Below are 14,874 nucleotides of genomic sequence, written 5' to 3'. Positions count from 1 at the left end.
CACTCCAAGCCAAAATGCAGGAATTCGAACGCCAGCGGGTACAACAGATAGGGGGCGGTTTCAAACGTTAAAGTGCGCGGGCCAAGGCCTTGTCGAACATGTCGATTCCGAGGTCGATCTCCTGCGGCGTGATGGTAAGCGGCGGCGCTATGCGGAAGATGCCGAAGCCGCCGCGCACCACCGAGGTCATCATGCCGAGTTGCAGGCATTCGCCCATCACGCGCTGGGCGAGCTCGGGGTCGGGCGTCTTGCTGCGCCGGTCCTTCACCAGGTCGAGGCCCAGCAGCAGGCCGCGGCCGCGCACGTCGCCGATGCACTCGTAGCGCTACTGCAGGGCCACCAGCCCGTCCCTCAGCCGCCGCGGCCGAGCTCGGCGGCACGCTCGCTGAAGCGGTCGCGCAGGATGACCTCGATCACCTTCAGCCCGACCGCCGCGGGCAGCGGGTCGGAGGCGTGGGTGGTGTAGAAGAGGTAGCCGCGCTCGGCGGCGACGTCCTCGATCTCGGGCGTGGTCAGCATGGCGGCGAGCGGCAGGCCGGCGCCCAGGGTCTTGGACAGGGTGAGGTACTGCGGTACCACGCCGTCGCGTTCGCAGGCGAACAGGGTGCCGGTGCGGCCGAGCCCGGTCTGCGCCTCGTCGAAGATCAGCTGCATGTCACGCGCCGCACACATCTTTGCGAGCTGGGCCATGTAGCCCTCGGGCGGCTCGAGCACGCCGCCCGAGCTCAGGATCGGCTCGACGATGCAGGCGGCCAGCGCGCCGCTCGACTGGCGGTCGACCAGGTCGAAGCCGAACTCGAGCTCGTCCTGCCAGTCGTAGACGCCGCGATCGTCGATGAAGCGCGAGCGGTAGGTGTCGGGCGCCGGCAGCACCAGCGCGCCGGGCTGCGGCGGCCCGTAGCCCTTGCGGCTCGAGGAATAGGTGTTGGAGGCAGCACCTCCGGTGACGCCGTGCCACGAGCGGCTCATGGCGACGACCTCGTGCTTGCCAGTGACGAGTTTGGCCATGCGCAGCGCCGCCTCGTTCGACTCGCCGCCGGTCGAGACCAGCAGCACACGGTCGAGCTGGCCGGGCGAGATCTTGGCGATCAGGGCCGCGAGATCGACCACGGGGCGGCTCAGCACCGTCGAATAGAGATGATCGAGCTCGCCGACGTAGTGGCGCGCGACGGCGACGATCTCGGGATGGCTGTGGCCCAGGATCGCGCTCATCTGGCCGGAGGTGAAATCGAGGATGCGACGGCCGTCGGCGTCGGTGAACCAGTTGCCCTGGGCGCTCTCGGCGATCACCGGCGCGAAGGCGCCGCCGTAGCGCACGAGATGCGCGTTGGCCTTGGCCCAGAAATCCGGATCGGTGTTCTGGCTCATGCCGCCTCCACTGCCGCGCGCACCAGCGGCAGGCGGTCGTTGCCGAAGAACATCGAGTCGCCGACGAACATCGTCGGGCTGCCGAAGCCGCCGCGCTTGATCAGCTCGTCGGTGTTGGCGCGCAGCCGTGCCTTGCAGGCGTCGGCCTCGATGGCCGAGAAGAAGCGTTGACGCTCCAGGCCCGCCTTGGCGGCGATGTCGGCAAGCGCATCCTCTTTGGAGATGTCGCGGTCGTCGCTCCAGTACGCCTCGAACGCCGAGGTCGCGTAGGGGATCAGCTTGCCTTCGTCGAGCGCCACCAAGGCGCCGCGCATGGCTTTCACGCTGTTCACCGGGAAGACGGTCGGCGGGAAGACGATCTTGAGGCCATAGAGCTTCGCCCAGTCGGCGAGGTCCTTCAGCATGTAGGAGGCCTTCAGCGGGTTGGGCTTGCTGCGATTGTCGTAGACGGTCTGGTTGACCGCGTTGAACACGCCGCCGACCAGGATCGGCTTCCAGGCAATCTCTGCGCCAAGCTCCGTGGCGAGCGGCTGCACGGCGTGGAAGGCGAGGTAGGTCCAGGGACTCGAACAGTCGAAGTAAAACTCGATGCGGCGCGCCATTTCGTCCCTCCTGCCCTCACTCCGCCTTGTCGTTGCCACAGGCTGCGCGTATCTTGCAAATCCATGACGGTACCGGCTGAAAAGCCCAATAAAGTAGCAATCGTCGTTCATCAGGAACACTCCCGGCCCGGACGGGTCGGTGCCCTCCTCGAGAAGCGCGGCTACCAGCTCGATCGCCTTTGCCCCAACCTCGGCTGCAACCTGCCCGAAGACATGTCGGATTATGCCGGCGTGGTGATCTTCGGCGGTCCGATGTCGGCCAACGACTGCGGCACGCTCGCCGGCATCAAGTGCGAGCTCGACTGGATCCCGAAGGTGGTCGAGGCGGGCGTTCCCTATCTCGGCCTCTGCCTCGGCGCGCAGCTTTTGAGCCGTGCGGTCGGGGGACGGGTCGGTCCGCATCCCGACGGCAAGGTCGAGATCGGCTATGTCGACATCGAGCCGACCGAAGCCGGCCGGACGTGGTTCCCGGGGCCGATGAAAGTGTATCAATGGCATCGCGAGGGCATGGTCCTGCCCGACGGCTGCGAGCTGCTGGCGACCAACGAGACCTATCCGGTGCAGGGCTTCCGCTGCGGCGAGAACGCCTTCGGCTTCCAGTTCCATCCGGAGGTGACGCTCGAGATGAAGGGCATCTGGACCTTGTCGGCCGCGGAACGCCTGAAGATGCCGGGGGCGCAGCAGCGCGGCGTGCATCTCAGCATGCATCCGCTGTACGACCCGCCGATCGACCGCTGGATCAACCGCTTCCTCGACCGCTGGCTGGCGACCGACCGGCGGCAGCAGGATGTGCCGCGACTTCTCGCGGCGGAGTAACCGCGTTAGGCTTTGCGTCTCTCAGGGAGGCGGGAATGGGCGCGCTGATTTTCGTGGTGGCGTTCGTCGTGGTGGCGTTGGTGCTTGTCTTCGCCGGCGTGAAGACGGTGTCGCAAGGCACCAACTGGACGATCGAGCGGTTCGGCCGCTACACGCGCACCTTGCCGCCGGGGCTGCACCTCATCGTGCCGTTCGTCGACACGGTCGGCCGCAAGATGAACATGCAGGAAAATGTGCTCGATATCCCGCCGCAGAAGGTCATCACCAAGGACAATGCGACAGTGCAGGTCGACGCCGTCGCCTTCTACCAGGTGGTCGACGCGGCGCGCGCGGCCTACGAGGTGCAGAACCTCCATCTCGCCATCACCAACCTGGCGCTGACCAACATCCGCAGCGTCATGGGCAACATGGCGCTCGACGAGGCCCTGTCCAAGCGCAACGACATCAACAATACGCTGCTGGCGGTGATCGACCAGGCGACCAACCCCTGGGGCGTCAAGGTCCTGCGCATCGAGGTCAAGGACATCGCGCCGCCCGACGACATCGTGGTGGCGATGGGCCGGCAGATGAAGGCCGAGCGCGAGAAGCGCGCCACCATCCTCGAAGCCGAGGGCGTTCGCGAATCGAGCATCCAGCGCGCCGAGGGCGAGAAGCAGTCGGCCATCCTGACCGCCGAGGGCCGCCGTGAGGCCGCCTTCCGCGACGCCGAGGCGCGTGAGCGCCTGGCCGAAGCGGAGGCCAAGGCGACCGCGGTGGTGGCCCAGGCGATCGCCGGCAACGGCGTGCAGGCGACCAACTACTTCCTCGGCACCAAGTACGTAGAGGCGCTCGCCAAGATGGGCTCGTCGAACAACGCCAAGATGTTCTTCCTCCCCGTGGAGGCGGCGGGCGTGATGGCCTCGATCGCCGGCATCGGCGAGCTCGCCAAGGAAGCGCAGGCACGGGCGCTCGGCGCCGACGGCGCCAACCGACCGCGCGGCTCGGTGCCGCCGTCGGGCTGACGGGAGGGCGGCGATGTTCAAGATCGTCTTCTGGTACTGGTGGGCGCTGGCGGCGGCTCTGCTGGTCGCCGAGATGCTGGCGCCCGGCGTGGTGTTCCTGTTCCTGGCGATCGGCGCGTTCGTGTCGGGCCTGCTGCTGCTGATCGCGTCGGACCTGTCGCTCGAGCTGCAGCTCGCGGTGTTCGCGATCTTCGCGGTGCTGTCGGCGGTGGGCCTGCGGCCCTATCTGAAGAGCCTGCAACAGAAGACAGCCGACCCAACGCTCAACGCACGCGGCGAGGCGCTGGTCGGCAAAATCATCGTCCTCGATCAGCCGATCCTGGCGGGCCGTGGCCGCGTCAAGCTCGGTGACGGGAGCTGGATCGTCACCGGGCCGGACATGGTCGCGGGCGCCAGGGTTCGGGTCGCGGCCGTGAGCGGCACCGAGCTCAGGGTCGAGCCGGCGCCTTAAGTCGTGTTAGCGCGCCGGGACGTAGACGGTCGACGGCGGCGGATCGGTCACCACCACGGCGGTCGCCGGCGCGGCGGTCGGAACCGGCTTCTCGACGACGGTGCGCTCGCTGCGGAAAGTGCAAGCCGCGGTCAGCGAGCCGACCGCGATCAGGGCAAGAATGGCTTTCGTCATTGTTATTTCTCCTTCAGGCTGGGCTGACGACTTCAACGAAGCCGGCCGCGTGCGGTTGCGCGCCGGAGGAGCCCGGGGAGGACGACGGGGTTGCGCATGAAGATCGCCTACGGATGGGTGGTGGTTGGCGCCGGCATGCTGATCAGTTGCATGGCGATGGGCAGCTGCCTGTCGCTGGGCGTGTTCCTGCAGCCGATGGCCGAGGACACCGGATGGTCACGCACCGGCGTGTCGAGCGCGGGAACCCTGGTGTTCCTGGCGATGGGCGCGTCGGCCTTCGGCTGGGGCTGGCTGAACGACCGCTGGGGCACCCGGCCGGTCGTGCTGTCGGGCGTGGTGCTGCTGGGCATCGGCCTGATCGCCGCCAGCCGCGCCACGACCCTCGCCCAGTTCGAGCTCGTGTTCGGACTGCTGGTCGGCGTGGCCGGCGGCAGCGTCTACGCGCCGCTGATGACCATTGCGTCGGCCTGGTTCGACCGCCAGCGCAATCTGGCGGTGTCGCTGGTCTCGGCCGGCATGGGCATGTCGCCGCTGGTGGTGGCGCCGTTCGTGCGTTGGCTGATCAGCGCCTATGACTGGCGCACCGCCATGCTGGTGCAGGGCATCGTCGCGATCGTGCTGCTGCTTCCGGTGGCGATGCTGATCCGCAAGCCGCCGCCCGTCATCCCGCCGCAGGGCATGCCCGATCATCCGCTGCGCACCGTGCCGGCGGAGCCGCCGATGACGGCGGCGCAGGCCTTCCGCACCTCCGCATTCGTGGCGCTGGCGCTGACCCACTTCGCCTGCTGCGCGGCGCACTCCGGCCCGATCTTCCACATGGTGACCTACGCGATGGTGTGCGGCATCGCGCCGATGGCGGCGGTCAGCGTCTACAGCGTGGCCGGCCTGTCGGGACTGGGCGGCCGGCTGCTGCTCGGCATCGCCTCGGACAAGCTCGGCGCCAAGCCGGTGCTGGTGGCCGGCCTTGCGCTGCAGGCGGCGGCGGCCGGCACCTACTACTTCGTCAGCCAGCTCGGCGAGTTCTATGCCCTCGCGGTGGTGTTCGCGCTCGCCTATGGCGGGGTGATGCCGCTCTACGCCACGCTGGTGCGCGAGTATTTCGGCATCAGGATCATGGGCACGGTGTTCGGCGCGGTGTCGGCCGCGGCGAGCTTCGGCATGGCGTTCGGGCCGGTCGCCGGCGGTTGGGTGTTCGACACCTTCAACGGCTATGGTTGGCTCTATATCGGCTCGTTCGGGATCGGGCTCGGCGCCATGGCCATCGCCCTCACGTTCAAACCGGTAGCGCGGCCGCAACCGCTCAGCATGCAACCAGCCTGAACCAGGGGAGACCGATGAACACCAAAACCGTCGCCGCGGTGTTGGCCGCCGTGTGCGCGCCCTTCGTCGCGCCACTTGTAGTGCAGGCCGCCGACCCCGCCGCGGTGGCGCGCGGCAAGTACCTCGTCACCATCGCGAGCTGCCACGACTGCCACACGCCGGGCTACTTCCTCGGCAAGCCCGACATGGCGCGCTATCTCGGCGGCTCCGATGTCGGCTTCGAGCTGCCGGGCATGGGCGTGTTCGTCGGCCCCAACCTGACGCCGGACAAGGAGACCGGGCTCGGCAACTGGACCGACGCGCAGGTCGTCGCGGCGATCCAGAAAGGCACGCGGCCCGACAGCCGCATGCTGGCGCCGATCATGCCCTATCACGCCTTCGCCAACCTGACGCCGCAGGATGCCCAGGCGATCGTCGCCTTCCTGCGCAGCATCCCGCCGGTCCAGCACAAGGTGGCGGGCCCGTTCGGTCCGACCCAGACACCCGCCGTCTTCGTCATGAGGATCGTCCCGCCGCCCGGCAAGTAAGGGCTTGAAGCGGGCTTGACGGCAGCCCGGGTCCGGCTAATACTTAACTTATTAGTTAAGTATCCTTCAAGGAGGCCGGAACATGAGGCTCCAGTACGGTTGGGTCATAGTGGCGGCGGGCGCGATGATGGGCTGCGTCGCGATCGGCGCGTTGTTCTCGCTGGCGGTGTTCCTGCAGCCGATGTCGGAGGCGACCGGCTGGTCGCGCACCGGCATCTCGACGGCGATGACCCTGGACTTCCTGACGATGGGCATCGCGGCCTTCGGCTGGGGCGCTTTGACCGACCGCTACGGGCCGCGGCCGGTCGTGCTGGCGGGCGCGGTGCTGAGCGGCGCGGGCCTCGCCTTGGCGAGCCAGGCCAGCAGCCTCCTCGAGTTCCAGCTGGTCTACGGCGTCATCGTGGGCATCGCGGCCGGGGCGGTGCTGGCGCCGACCATGGCCACGGTCACCGGCTGGTTCGACAAGCACCGTGCCATCGCGGTCTCGCTGGTGTCGGCCGGCATGGGCATGGGCCCGATGACGATCTCGCCGCTCGCCAGCTGGCTGTTGACGAGCCACGACTGGCGGAGCGCGCAGCTCATCATCGCGATTGTCTGCTGGGTCCTGATGATCCCCGCGGCGCTGTTCATGCGCCGTGCCCCGGAAACCGCTCCCGGCATGGCGGCGACGCCGGGCGGCGCCGATCCCGGCATGACGGTGGGGCAGGCGCTGCGCTCGCCGCAGTTCATCATCCTCGGGCTCACCTATTTCTTCTGCTGCGCCACCCACTCCGGACCGATCTTCCACACCGTGAGCTACGCCATCGCCTGCGGCATCCCCGCGCTGACGGCGGTGTCGATCTACAGCATCGAGGGGCTGGCCGGCCTCGGCGGCCGCCTGCTGTTCGGCCTCGCCGGCGACAAGTTCGGCGCCAAGCAGACGGTGATCTTCGCGCTCGTCGTCCAGGCGCTGGGCGCGGGCGCCTACTACTTCACCCGGCAGATCGGCGAGTTCTACGCCGTCGCCGTGGTCTTCGGCCTGGCTTACGGCGGCGTCATGCCGCTCTATGCCGTGATCGCCCGCGAATACTTCCCGATGCGCATCATGGGCACCGTGATCGGCGCCAGCTCGCTGATCGCCAGCCTCGGCATGTCGCTCGGACCGGCGGTCGGCGGCTGGATCTTCGACACCTTCGGGACCTACGGCTGGCTCTATCTCGGCTCGCTGATCATGGGGCTCGCCGCCGCCGGGATCGCGCTCGCCTTCCCCTCGGCCCCGGTGCCGCAGCGTTCGGCGCCGCAACCGGCCTGATCGGTTACCCGCCGATCAGCTTCTTCTCGATCATGCAGTGGATGCCCTTGTTGCCGTCCACCGTCTGGGTGACGTGAAGGTCGGCCTGCAGGCTGCACAGCATGTAGGCGTCCGACGCCGCCAGGCCGGTCTTGGCGCTGATCAGGCGGATCATGTCGCGCAGCGCCTCCTTGGCGGCGTCGTCGAGATCGGGATCGAAACCGTGGGTGATCCAGTGCGTCGCCGTCTCGGCGCGCGGGTTGGTGAGCTTCATGTCCTTGCGCACGGTGAAGCGGAAGGTGCCGGAGAGGTTGGTCTCGAGCGCCGTCAGGTTGACCTCGCCGTCGCCCTGCACGCCGTGGCCGTCGCCGGTCGAGAACAGGCCGCCCTCGGCAAACACCGGGAAGTAGACCGTGGTGCCGACCTGGAAATGCTTGTTGTCGATGTTGCCGCCGAAGGCGCGCGGCTCGATCGAGCTGCACTGGCCCCATTCGGCCGGCGGCGCCACGCCCATGATGCCGAAGAACGGCCGCAGCTCGACCTCGAGCCCCCACGGCAGGGTGCAGACGCCGCGGTTCGAATCGATCGGGATGTGGGTCAGCTTGTAGAAGGGGAAATCCTCCGGCAGCGTGCCGGCCAGCGGCCGCTGGACGTTCCAGCCCCAGTTGGTGCGGAACTTGATGTCGAGCACCTCGACCGCCAGCACGTCGCCGCGCTCGGCGCCCTCGACATGCACGGGGCCTGTCAGGATGTGCCGGCCGAGGTGAGGCGTGAGCTTGGCCAGGACCTCGCGATGCTCGGGCAGCACGTTCATCGGCGGCTCGGGCAGGATGTCCTTGGAGCCCGACAGGCAGTGGATGGTGGCGACGTCGCCCGACTTGATGCGTAGCTGGGGCGGCAGCTTGCAGTCGAAATAGCCCCAGTGGCAGGTCTCGGGCGAGGAATGAAGCTCGTGCGTGGCCATGCGGTCCCCCTATGCGCATTGGTTTGAAGCACGAAGCGTGCCCCGGGTAAACTCATCGCCATGAAGTATTGGCTGGTTCTGTTGCTCGCGATGTGGGCGAGCAACGCCTCCGCGCAAAAGCTCGTCCCGCCGGACGAAGTCGTGATCCACGTCCACAAGGACATGCCGCAGCAGGATGCCGACTTCGTCGAAGGGCTGGTGTGCGAGCTGGGGCGGGTCCTGGTCGCGCCGGTGCGGGCGACTGGCAGCGACTTGCCGCTCTACCGCAGCTATCTCGCCACACCGACCCAGCTCGATCCGGACAAGGTGAGCCGGTCGTTCGCGCAAGCGACGATGGGCGAGGGCCGTGTCTTCCGCTATCTGATCCTGCCCTATGACCTCAAGGTCGAAGGTTTGAACTACGTGTTCTCCAGCACCAAGCTGAACGGCGACCTCAACGTCGTCATGTCGACCGTCCGCCTGGTGCCGCGCGAACCCGGGCTGACGCGCAAGCGAATCTCGGACGTCACTGGAGATCGCCTCTACAAGCTGATGCTGAAGTCGGTCGCTCTTCTCGCCGGGCTGCGCACCAACGGCTGCGTCATGCTCTTCCCGCGCAGCCTCGATGAGCTGGACCATAAGCCGGCCGAGTTCTGCCCCGACGACAAGGCAGCGCTGATCGTCGCCGGTGTCCTGAAGGAGCGCCCGTTCGGCGCCTGCAACACCGTCGCCATGCTCGTCCGATGAATTACCGACACGGCTACCATGCCGGCAACTTCGCCGACGTCCTGAAGCACGTCGTGCTGGTCGAGCTGCTGCGGCTGCTGACGGCCAAGGACAAGAAGCTGTTCGTACTCGACACCCATGCCGGCGTCGGCGGCTACGACCTGACGGACGGCCGCGCCGCGCGCACGCGCGAGGCCGAGGCGGGCATCGCGCGGCTGATGGCGCTGCCGCGCGCCGGCATGCCGGTCGCCGTCGCGCGCTATCTGGCGGCCGTCGCGGCGTACGATCGCAAGTTCGGGCGCGGGGAGGGGCTGCGGCACTATCCGGGATCGCCGCGGCTGGTGCGGGCAGGCCTGCGGCCAGGCGACCGGTTCGTCGCTTGCGAGTTGCATCCGCAGGATGTGCTAGCCCTGAAGCGCGAGTTCGCCGGCGATCGCGCGGTCGATGTCCGCCAGGCCGACGGCTGGCACGCCTTGAAGGCCTTGCTGCCGCCGGTCGAGCGGCGCGGCCTGGCGCTGATCGACCCACCGTTCGAGGCGGCCGACGAGTTCGACAGGCTGGCGCGCGCTCTCCGGCAGGCGCTGCGCCGCTTCGCCACCGGTTGCTACGCGATCTGGTATCCGATCAAGGACGACGAAGCCGTCGAGGCCTTCACCGCGTCGCTGGCCGGCCTGAAGACCCTCGTCCTGGAACTGCGCCTGAAGGCGGCGCCCGCGGGCAAGCTCGCCGCCTGCGGCGTGGCGGTGATCAACCCACCCTGGACGTTCCAGGAGACGATGGCCGAGGCGCTGCCGTGGCTGGCCGCCGCCCTGGACGCCACGCCGGCGCTTACTTCTCGTCTTTCTTCGGCTTCCAGCCCCACAGCTTGAAGGCGCCGGCGGCGACCTCCGGATCGAGCTCCTGCGGCGCGATCTTCACGCCGCGGCCCAGGATGTCGACCACGATCTCGAGGCCGGCCAGCCGCTCGTGCCGCTTGTCGTCCGTCGCGATGACATGCCACGGCGCGTGGTCGGTATCGGTCTTGTCGAGCATGTCCTTGTAGGCTTCGAGATACTGCTTGCGCTTGGCGATGTTGCGGAAGTCCTCGACTCCGACCTTGTAGCGCTTGTGCGGCTTCTCGAGCCGGCTGATCATGCGCTTCTTCTGCTCCTCCTCGCTGACATGCACCAGCAGCTTGACGAAGCGCACGCCCGAGTCGGCCAGCGTCTTCTCGAACTCGTTGATCTCGTCGTAGGCGCGCTGCCATTCGGCCTTGCTGCAGAAGCCCTCGATCCGCTCGACCAGGACGCGGCCGTACCAGGTGCGGTCGAAGATCGCCCAGTTGCGCGGCGCCGGCACGCGATCCCAGAAACGCCAAAGGAAGTGCTTGCCCTGTTCCTCGGGCGTCGGCGCGCCGATCCGCCAGACCTGCACCGACCGCGGTTCCAGCCCGAACACCAGGCGCTGGATCAGGCCGCCTTTGCCGGCGGCATCCCAGCCGTCGATGCCGATGATCGCGCGGCCACCGGTCCGCAGGTGATGGACCTGCAGATCCAGTAGCTGATTCTGCAGCTTCTTCAGGCGACGCTCGTACTCCTCGTCGGTCAGAGAACTGTCGATCAACTTGATCTTGTCCAACACGGGCCATTTGCTCATGCAGTTCCTCCGCGGCGGATCGTGCCACAGGCGATTGACAGCAGCGAGGGGGCCGACGACTAATCCAACGCGATGGCCGAGCCACACCCTACCATCCGCTACGTCGAGCGCGGCGGCACCTCGGTGCTGGAGGTCGGCGGCACCTGGACCGTGTTCAGCCTGAAGGGGCTGCGGCAACGGCTCGACAAGGCCCGTCGCGCGGCCCCGGGCGGGTCCAAAGCGGCCGCGAGTACGGTCGATGCCACCAAGGTCGAGCGCCTCGACACCGCGGGCGTGCTCGAGATCCTGCAACTGGCCGGCGGCCCGAAGGCCGAAGTCAAGACGGCCGAGCCGGGCCACGCCGAGCTGTTCAAGGTGGTGAAGGACAACATGCACGAGCCGCCCAGGCCGCGGCACGTCGATTTCCTCACCCACTGGCTGGAAGAGCTCGGGCGCGACCTGATCGACCTCGGCAAGCAGATTGCCAATCTCTGCGCCTTCGTCGGCGAGATCATCGTCGTCTTCCTCGAGGCCTGCCTCAGCCCCAAGCGCTTCCGTATCGGCACGGTCGTGCAGCAGATGTTCGAGGTCTGGGTCAAGGCGCTGCTGATCGTCGGCGTGCTCACCTTCCTGATCGGCGTGGTGATCGCCTATCAGGGCGTGCAGCAATTGAGACAATTCGGTGCGGAGACCTTCACCGTCGAGGCGGTCGGCATCGGCATGTTCCGCGAGCTGGGCGTGCTGCTCACCGCGATCATCGTCGCCGGCCGCTCGGGCTCGGCTTTCACCGCCCAGATCGGCACCATGCAGGTCAACCAGGAGGTCGACGCCATGCGCACGATCGGGCTCAACCCGATCGAATGGCTGGTCCTGCCGCGCATCATGGCGCTGTTGCTGTCGATGCCGTTGCTCGCCTTCTGGGGCAACATGACCGGGCTGCTGGGCGGCGCAGTCGCCTGCACGATCTATCTCGATTTCACCCTCGTGCAGTTCTTCGACCGGCTGCGCGACACGGTCGGCATCTGGCATTTCTACACCGGCATGATCAAGGCGCCGGTGTTCGGCTTCATCATCGCCGCGATCGGCTGCTTCGAGGGCTTGCAGGTCCGCGGCAGCGCCGAGAGCGTCGGCCAGCTCACCACCCGCTCGGTGGTCGAATCGATCTTCTGCGTCATCGTGCTCGACGCGGTGTTCTCCATCATCTTCCTGCTGGCCAACGTATGAGCGCAGACGAAGACGCGCCGGCCGGCAGGACGTTGGAGGGTGGCCAGCTCGTCGATCATGGCGACGGCCGCGAGGTCGTGCTGAAGCTGCGTGACGTGCGCACCCAGTTCGGCGACCACGTCATCCACAACAAGCTCGACCTCGACGTCTTCCGCGGCGAGGTCATCGGGCTGGTCGGCGGCTCGGGCACCGGCAAATCGGTGCTGTTGCGCACCGTCATCGGCCTCAACCCGCTGGCCCGCGGCTCGATCGAGATCCTGGGCCAGAACACCCGCGGCGTCCACGGCAAGGCCGAGCAGCGGCTGCTGGCCCACATCGGCGTGCAGTTCCAGGACGGCGCGCTGTTCTCGTCCCTCACGGTGGCCGACAACATCATCGTGCCGATCCGCGAGCACGCCGAGCTCGACGAGCCGTTTATGCAGGCGATCGCCGCCCTCAAGGTCGCGCTGGTCGGTCTGCCGCCCGATACCGGCGACAAGAAGCCCTCGGAGCTGTCGGGCGGCATGCGCAAGCGCGCCAGCCTGGCCCGCGCCCTGGCGCTCGATCCGGAGCTCCTGTTCCTGGACGAGCCGACCGCCGGCCTCGACCCGATCGGCGCCGCCCACTACGACGAGCTGATCGGCCAATTGCGGCAAAGTCTGGGCCTGACCGTGTTGATGGTCACCCACGACCTCGACAGCCTCCACGCGGTGTGCGACCGCATCGCCGTCCTGCTCGACAAGCGCGTCGTGGTAGGTACGATGGAAGAAATGCTCGCCTACGATCATCCCTGGGTGCGGGAATACTTCCACGGTCCGCGCGGCCGGGCAGCGCTCAAGCAGGCGTAGAGTACGGTAACGGTTCATGGAAAAGCGCTCGCCCTACGTCCTGATCGGTGCGGCGATGATGTTGTTCATCGCCGCCGTCGTCGGCTTCGTGATCTGGAAGCTGCGCGCCGGCGACCAGACCTCGTACGCCTACTACGTGATCCTGTTCTCGAGCGACGTGCAGGGCCTGACCCAGGACTCGCCGGTCTACTATCGCGGCCTGCGGGTGGGCCGCGTGCACGACATCGCGCTGACCTCGCGGGTCGATACCCAGCGCAGCACCGGCCGCGAGCGGCTCTCCGAGAAGATCCAGGTCACGGTCGCGGTCGATTCCCAAATCGACATCCGCGAGCGCTCCTACGCGGTGTTCGAGAAGCCGTTCATCGCCGGCGCCGCCTTCGTGCAGATCGTCGGCCGCGTCGACATCGACCAGGTGAAACCCAAGAAGAAGCTGGGCGACAAGCCGTACCCCGAGATCCGCGAGGGCGCCTCGTTCCTGCAGGTCACCTCGACCTCGGCGCAGGAGCTCCTGTCCAAGGCCGGCACCACGGTCGACCGGCTGAACGAGCTGCTCAATCCCGACAACATCCAGGCGGTCAGCGATTCGCTGCGCAGCCTCAACACGACCCTCGCCGGCATCGCCAAGCAGGACACCAACATCCAGCAGACGCTGGCCGAACTGCCCAAGGCGATGGCCGAGTTCCAGAAGACCTTCGCCAAGCTCAACGACGCCGCCGACCGGCTCAACCTGATCGCCATGGAGTTCGGCCCCCAGGATGCCGAGACCAGGAAGGCGCTGGCCGGCAAGGAGCCGAGCGACCTGCGCAAGACGCTGGTCGAGGCGCAGAAGGCATTGTCCAACATCGACGGCGCCGCGCTGCAGCTCAACCGGCTGGTCGCCGACAGCAAGGGCGGCATCCGCCAGTTCTCCGAGAACGGGCTGGTCGAGCTCTCCTACGCCATCCGCGAGCTGCGCCAGCTCACCTCGAACCTCAACATCATCGCCACCAAGATCGAGCGCGACCCGGCGAACTTCCTGTTCACCGGCAAGCAGGGATACACGCCCAAATGAATTTTCGCCCATGCACATGAAGTGGGCCGCCCTCGCGGCCGCCCTGCTGCTCGGCGGCTGCGAGCTGATCAAGGCGGCCGAGGAACCGACCGACCTCTATACCATCACGCCCAAGAGCACCTTCGACGCCGACATGCCGTCGGTGTTCTGGCAGCTCGCTGTCGAGGCGCCGAACGCGTCGGCCAACCTCAACACCAGCCGCATCGCCATCGCCCAGTCGCCGACCTCGTCGGACTACTACGCCAAGACGGCCTGGACCGACCGCACGCCGCTGATGGTGCAGACGCGGATCGTCGATTCGTTCGAGAACAGCCACAAGATCATCGCCGTGGCGCGCGAATCGATCGGCCTGCGGGCCAACTACGTGCTGCAGTCGGACCTGCGCAATTTCGAGGCGATGTACTTCTATGGCGGCATGCCGATTGCCCACGTCCGCATCGTCGCCAAGCTGGTGCGCATGCCCGACCGGCAGATCGTCGGCGTCGGCACCTTCGAGCGCTGCGTGCGCGCCCGCGCCGACAAGGTGCCGAAGGTGGTCGAGGCGTTCGACCAAGCGCTGGGCAGCGTCATGAAGCGGCTGGTCGCCTGGACTCTCGCCGCTGCGCCGCCCCGGCCGCCGAACGACGAGACGCCGTACGACATCGCCCGCTACCGCAACCCGGCCAACGCTTTCCTCGACAGCGCCAATTGCCCCAAGGGCAACGACGCGTCGATGGTGCCGCTGACCGACGAGTAGGGACAATGCGCGAGCTGTTCCTCACCGTCGCCCTGGTCGCGACCGCCCTGCTGATCACCTTCGGCGTCGGCGCCTATCTCGAGCACAACACCTTCCGCGCGGGGCCCGAACCCGGTGTCGGCGCACCCTCCGGCCCGACCCCGCCGCCCGCCGAACGCCGCGGCCGCACCCGGCACGTCGTCTAGTCTTCCCGGACCGCGGACCTCCAGGTCCGCTCATGATCG

Annotated in this window: 17 protein-coding genes and 1 pseudogene; 13 read left to right on the top strand and 5 right to left on the bottom strand. The window is 67.6% G+C overall.

From position 1 onward, the window contains the following. Positions 1 to 67: 67 nt before the first annotated feature. Positions 68 to 1,368, bottom strand: a pseudogene (locus tag J0J01_RS22435) (aspartate aminotransferase family protein). After that, positions 1,365 to 1,970: a 2-hydroxychromene-2-carboxylate isomerase gene (locus J0J01_RS22430; protein WP_296384747.1), complete on the bottom strand. Its 606-nt coding sequence runs from the start codon at positions 1,968 to 1,970 to the stop codon at positions 1,365 to 1,367. Before J0J01_RS22430 ends, J0J01_RS22435 begins: the two are co-directional and overlap by 4 nt. A gap of 63 nt (positions 1,971 to 2,033) precedes the next feature. Here J0J01_RS22430 and J0J01_RS22425 point away from each other — a divergent pair, with 63 nt between their 5' ends. From J0J01_RS22425 to J0J01_RS22415, 3 genes are read left to right on the top strand one after another with little or no spacing between them, the layout of a single operon-like run. Then, complete coding sequence (locus J0J01_RS22425; protein ID WP_296384745.1) at positions 2,034 to 2,786, top strand: glutamine amidotransferase; 753 nt, start codon at positions 2,034 to 2,036, stop codon at positions 2,784 to 2,786. A gap of 35 nt (positions 2,787 to 2,821) precedes the next feature. Continuing rightward, positions 2,822 to 3,787, top strand: a complete 966-nt coding sequence (locus J0J01_RS22420) for an SPFH domain-containing protein (protein WP_296384743.1) — start codon at positions 2,822 to 2,824, stop codon at positions 3,785 to 3,787. A 13-nt stretch (positions 3,788 to 3,800) separates the two neighbouring features. Then, the gene (locus tag J0J01_RS22415; RefSeq protein ID WP_296384742.1) at positions 3,801 to 4,238 is read left to right on the top strand and encodes an NfeD family protein; all 438 of its coding nucleotides are present in this window, start codon (positions 3,801 to 3,803) and stop codon (positions 4,236 to 4,238) included. 6 nt (positions 4,239 to 4,244) lie between these two features. Here J0J01_RS22415 and J0J01_RS22410 read toward each other — a convergent pair whose 3' ends face one another. Further along, positions 4,245 to 4,412, bottom strand: coding sequence for a hypothetical protein (locus tag J0J01_RS22410; protein WP_296384740.1), 168 nt, complete (start codon positions 4,410 to 4,412; stop codon positions 4,245 to 4,247). Positions 4,413 to 4,508: 96 nt separating this feature from the next. Here J0J01_RS22410 and J0J01_RS22405 point away from each other — a divergent pair, with 96 nt between their 5' ends. From J0J01_RS22405 to J0J01_RS22395, 3 genes are all read left to right on the top strand, one after another. Then, positions 4,509 to 5,732, top strand: a complete 1,224-nt coding sequence (locus J0J01_RS22405) for an MFS transporter (RefSeq protein ID WP_296384738.1) — start codon at positions 4,509 to 4,511, stop codon at positions 5,730 to 5,732. Between the two features lie 14 nt (positions 5,733 to 5,746). Beyond that, positions 5,747 to 6,259, top strand: a complete 513-nt coding sequence (locus J0J01_RS22400; RefSeq protein ID WP_296384735.1) for a c-type cytochrome — start codon at positions 5,747 to 5,749, stop codon at positions 6,257 to 6,259. 82 nt (positions 6,260 to 6,341) lie between these two features. Further along, positions 6,342 to 7,550: an MFS transporter gene (locus J0J01_RS22395; protein WP_296384733.1), complete on the top strand. Its 1,209-nt coding sequence runs from the start codon at positions 6,342 to 6,344 to the stop codon at positions 7,548 to 7,550. 4 nt (positions 7,551 to 7,554) lie between these two features. Here J0J01_RS22395 and J0J01_RS22390 read toward each other — a convergent pair whose 3' ends face one another. Then, a complete protein-coding gene (locus J0J01_RS22390) occupies positions 7,555 to 8,493 on the bottom strand; it encodes an acetamidase/formamidase family protein (RefSeq protein ID WP_296384731.1) in 939 nt (312 codons plus the stop codon). A 60-nt stretch (positions 8,494 to 8,553) separates the two neighbouring features. On the opposite strand from J0J01_RS22390, the gene J0J01_RS22385 reads away from it, so the two are divergent. Together J0J01_RS22385 and rlmJ are read left to right on the top strand one after the other, a co-directional pair. Then, positions 8,554 to 9,219, top strand: coding sequence for a hypothetical protein (locus J0J01_RS22385; protein WP_296384729.1), 666 nt, complete (start codon positions 8,554 to 8,556; stop codon positions 9,217 to 9,219). Continuing rightward, the gene (gene rlmJ / locus J0J01_RS22380) at positions 9,216 to 10,067 is read left to right on the top strand and encodes a 23S rRNA (adenine(2030)-N(6))-methyltransferase RlmJ (protein WP_296384727.1); all 852 of its coding nucleotides are present in this window, start codon (positions 9,216 to 9,218) and stop codon (positions 10,065 to 10,067) included. The genes J0J01_RS22385 and rlmJ overlap by 4 nt, the downstream gene beginning before the upstream one ends. Here rlmJ and J0J01_RS22375 read toward each other — a convergent pair. Continuing rightward, the gene (locus J0J01_RS22375; RefSeq protein WP_296384725.1) at positions 10,027 to 10,833 is read right to left on the bottom strand and encodes a polyphosphate kinase; all 807 of its coding nucleotides are present in this window, start codon (positions 10,831 to 10,833) and stop codon (positions 10,027 to 10,029) included. The genes rlmJ and J0J01_RS22375 overlap by 41 nt on opposite strands. Positions 10,834 to 10,905: 72 nt before the next feature. On the opposite strand from J0J01_RS22375, the gene J0J01_RS22370 reads away from it, so the two are divergent. From J0J01_RS22370 to J0J01_RS22350, 5 genes are read left to right on the top strand one after another with little or no spacing between them, the layout of a single operon-like run. After that, positions 10,906 to 12,036 carry an ABC transporter permease gene (locus J0J01_RS22370; RefSeq protein ID WP_296384723.1) on the top strand — a complete coding sequence of 377 codons (1,131 nt, stop codon included), beginning with the start codon at positions 10,906 to 10,908 and terminating at the stop codon, positions 12,034 to 12,036. Then, a complete protein-coding gene (locus J0J01_RS22365) occupies positions 12,033 to 12,863 on the top strand; it encodes an ATP-binding cassette domain-containing protein (RefSeq protein WP_296384722.1) in 831 nt (276 codons plus the stop codon). The genes J0J01_RS22370 and J0J01_RS22365 overlap by 4 nt, the downstream gene beginning before the upstream one ends. Before the next feature lie 16 nt (positions 12,864 to 12,879). Next, a complete protein-coding gene (locus J0J01_RS22360; protein ID WP_296384720.1) occupies positions 12,880 to 13,914 on the top strand; it encodes an MlaD family protein in 1,035 nt (344 codons plus the stop codon). Between the two features lie 16 nt (positions 13,915 to 13,930). Further along, a complete protein-coding gene (locus tag J0J01_RS22355; protein ID WP_296384717.1) occupies positions 13,931 to 14,650 on the top strand; it encodes an ABC-type transport auxiliary lipoprotein family protein in 720 nt (239 codons plus the stop codon). A 5-nt stretch (positions 14,651 to 14,655) separates the two neighbouring features. Then, entirely contained in the window at positions 14,656 to 14,835 is a 180-nt protein-coding gene (locus J0J01_RS22350; RefSeq protein WP_296384716.1) for a hypothetical protein, read from the top strand. Positions 14,836 to 14,874: the final 39 nt, after the last annotated feature.

Origin of the sequence: Reyranella sp., from assembly GCF_017305915.1 — a bacterium.
Classification (GTDB): Bacteria; Pseudomonadota; Alphaproteobacteria; order Reyranellales; family Reyranellaceae; genus Reyranella.
The sequence above is the reverse complement of the archived record's forward strand: the minus strand, read 5'-3'. Positions and strand labels throughout refer to the sequence as shown.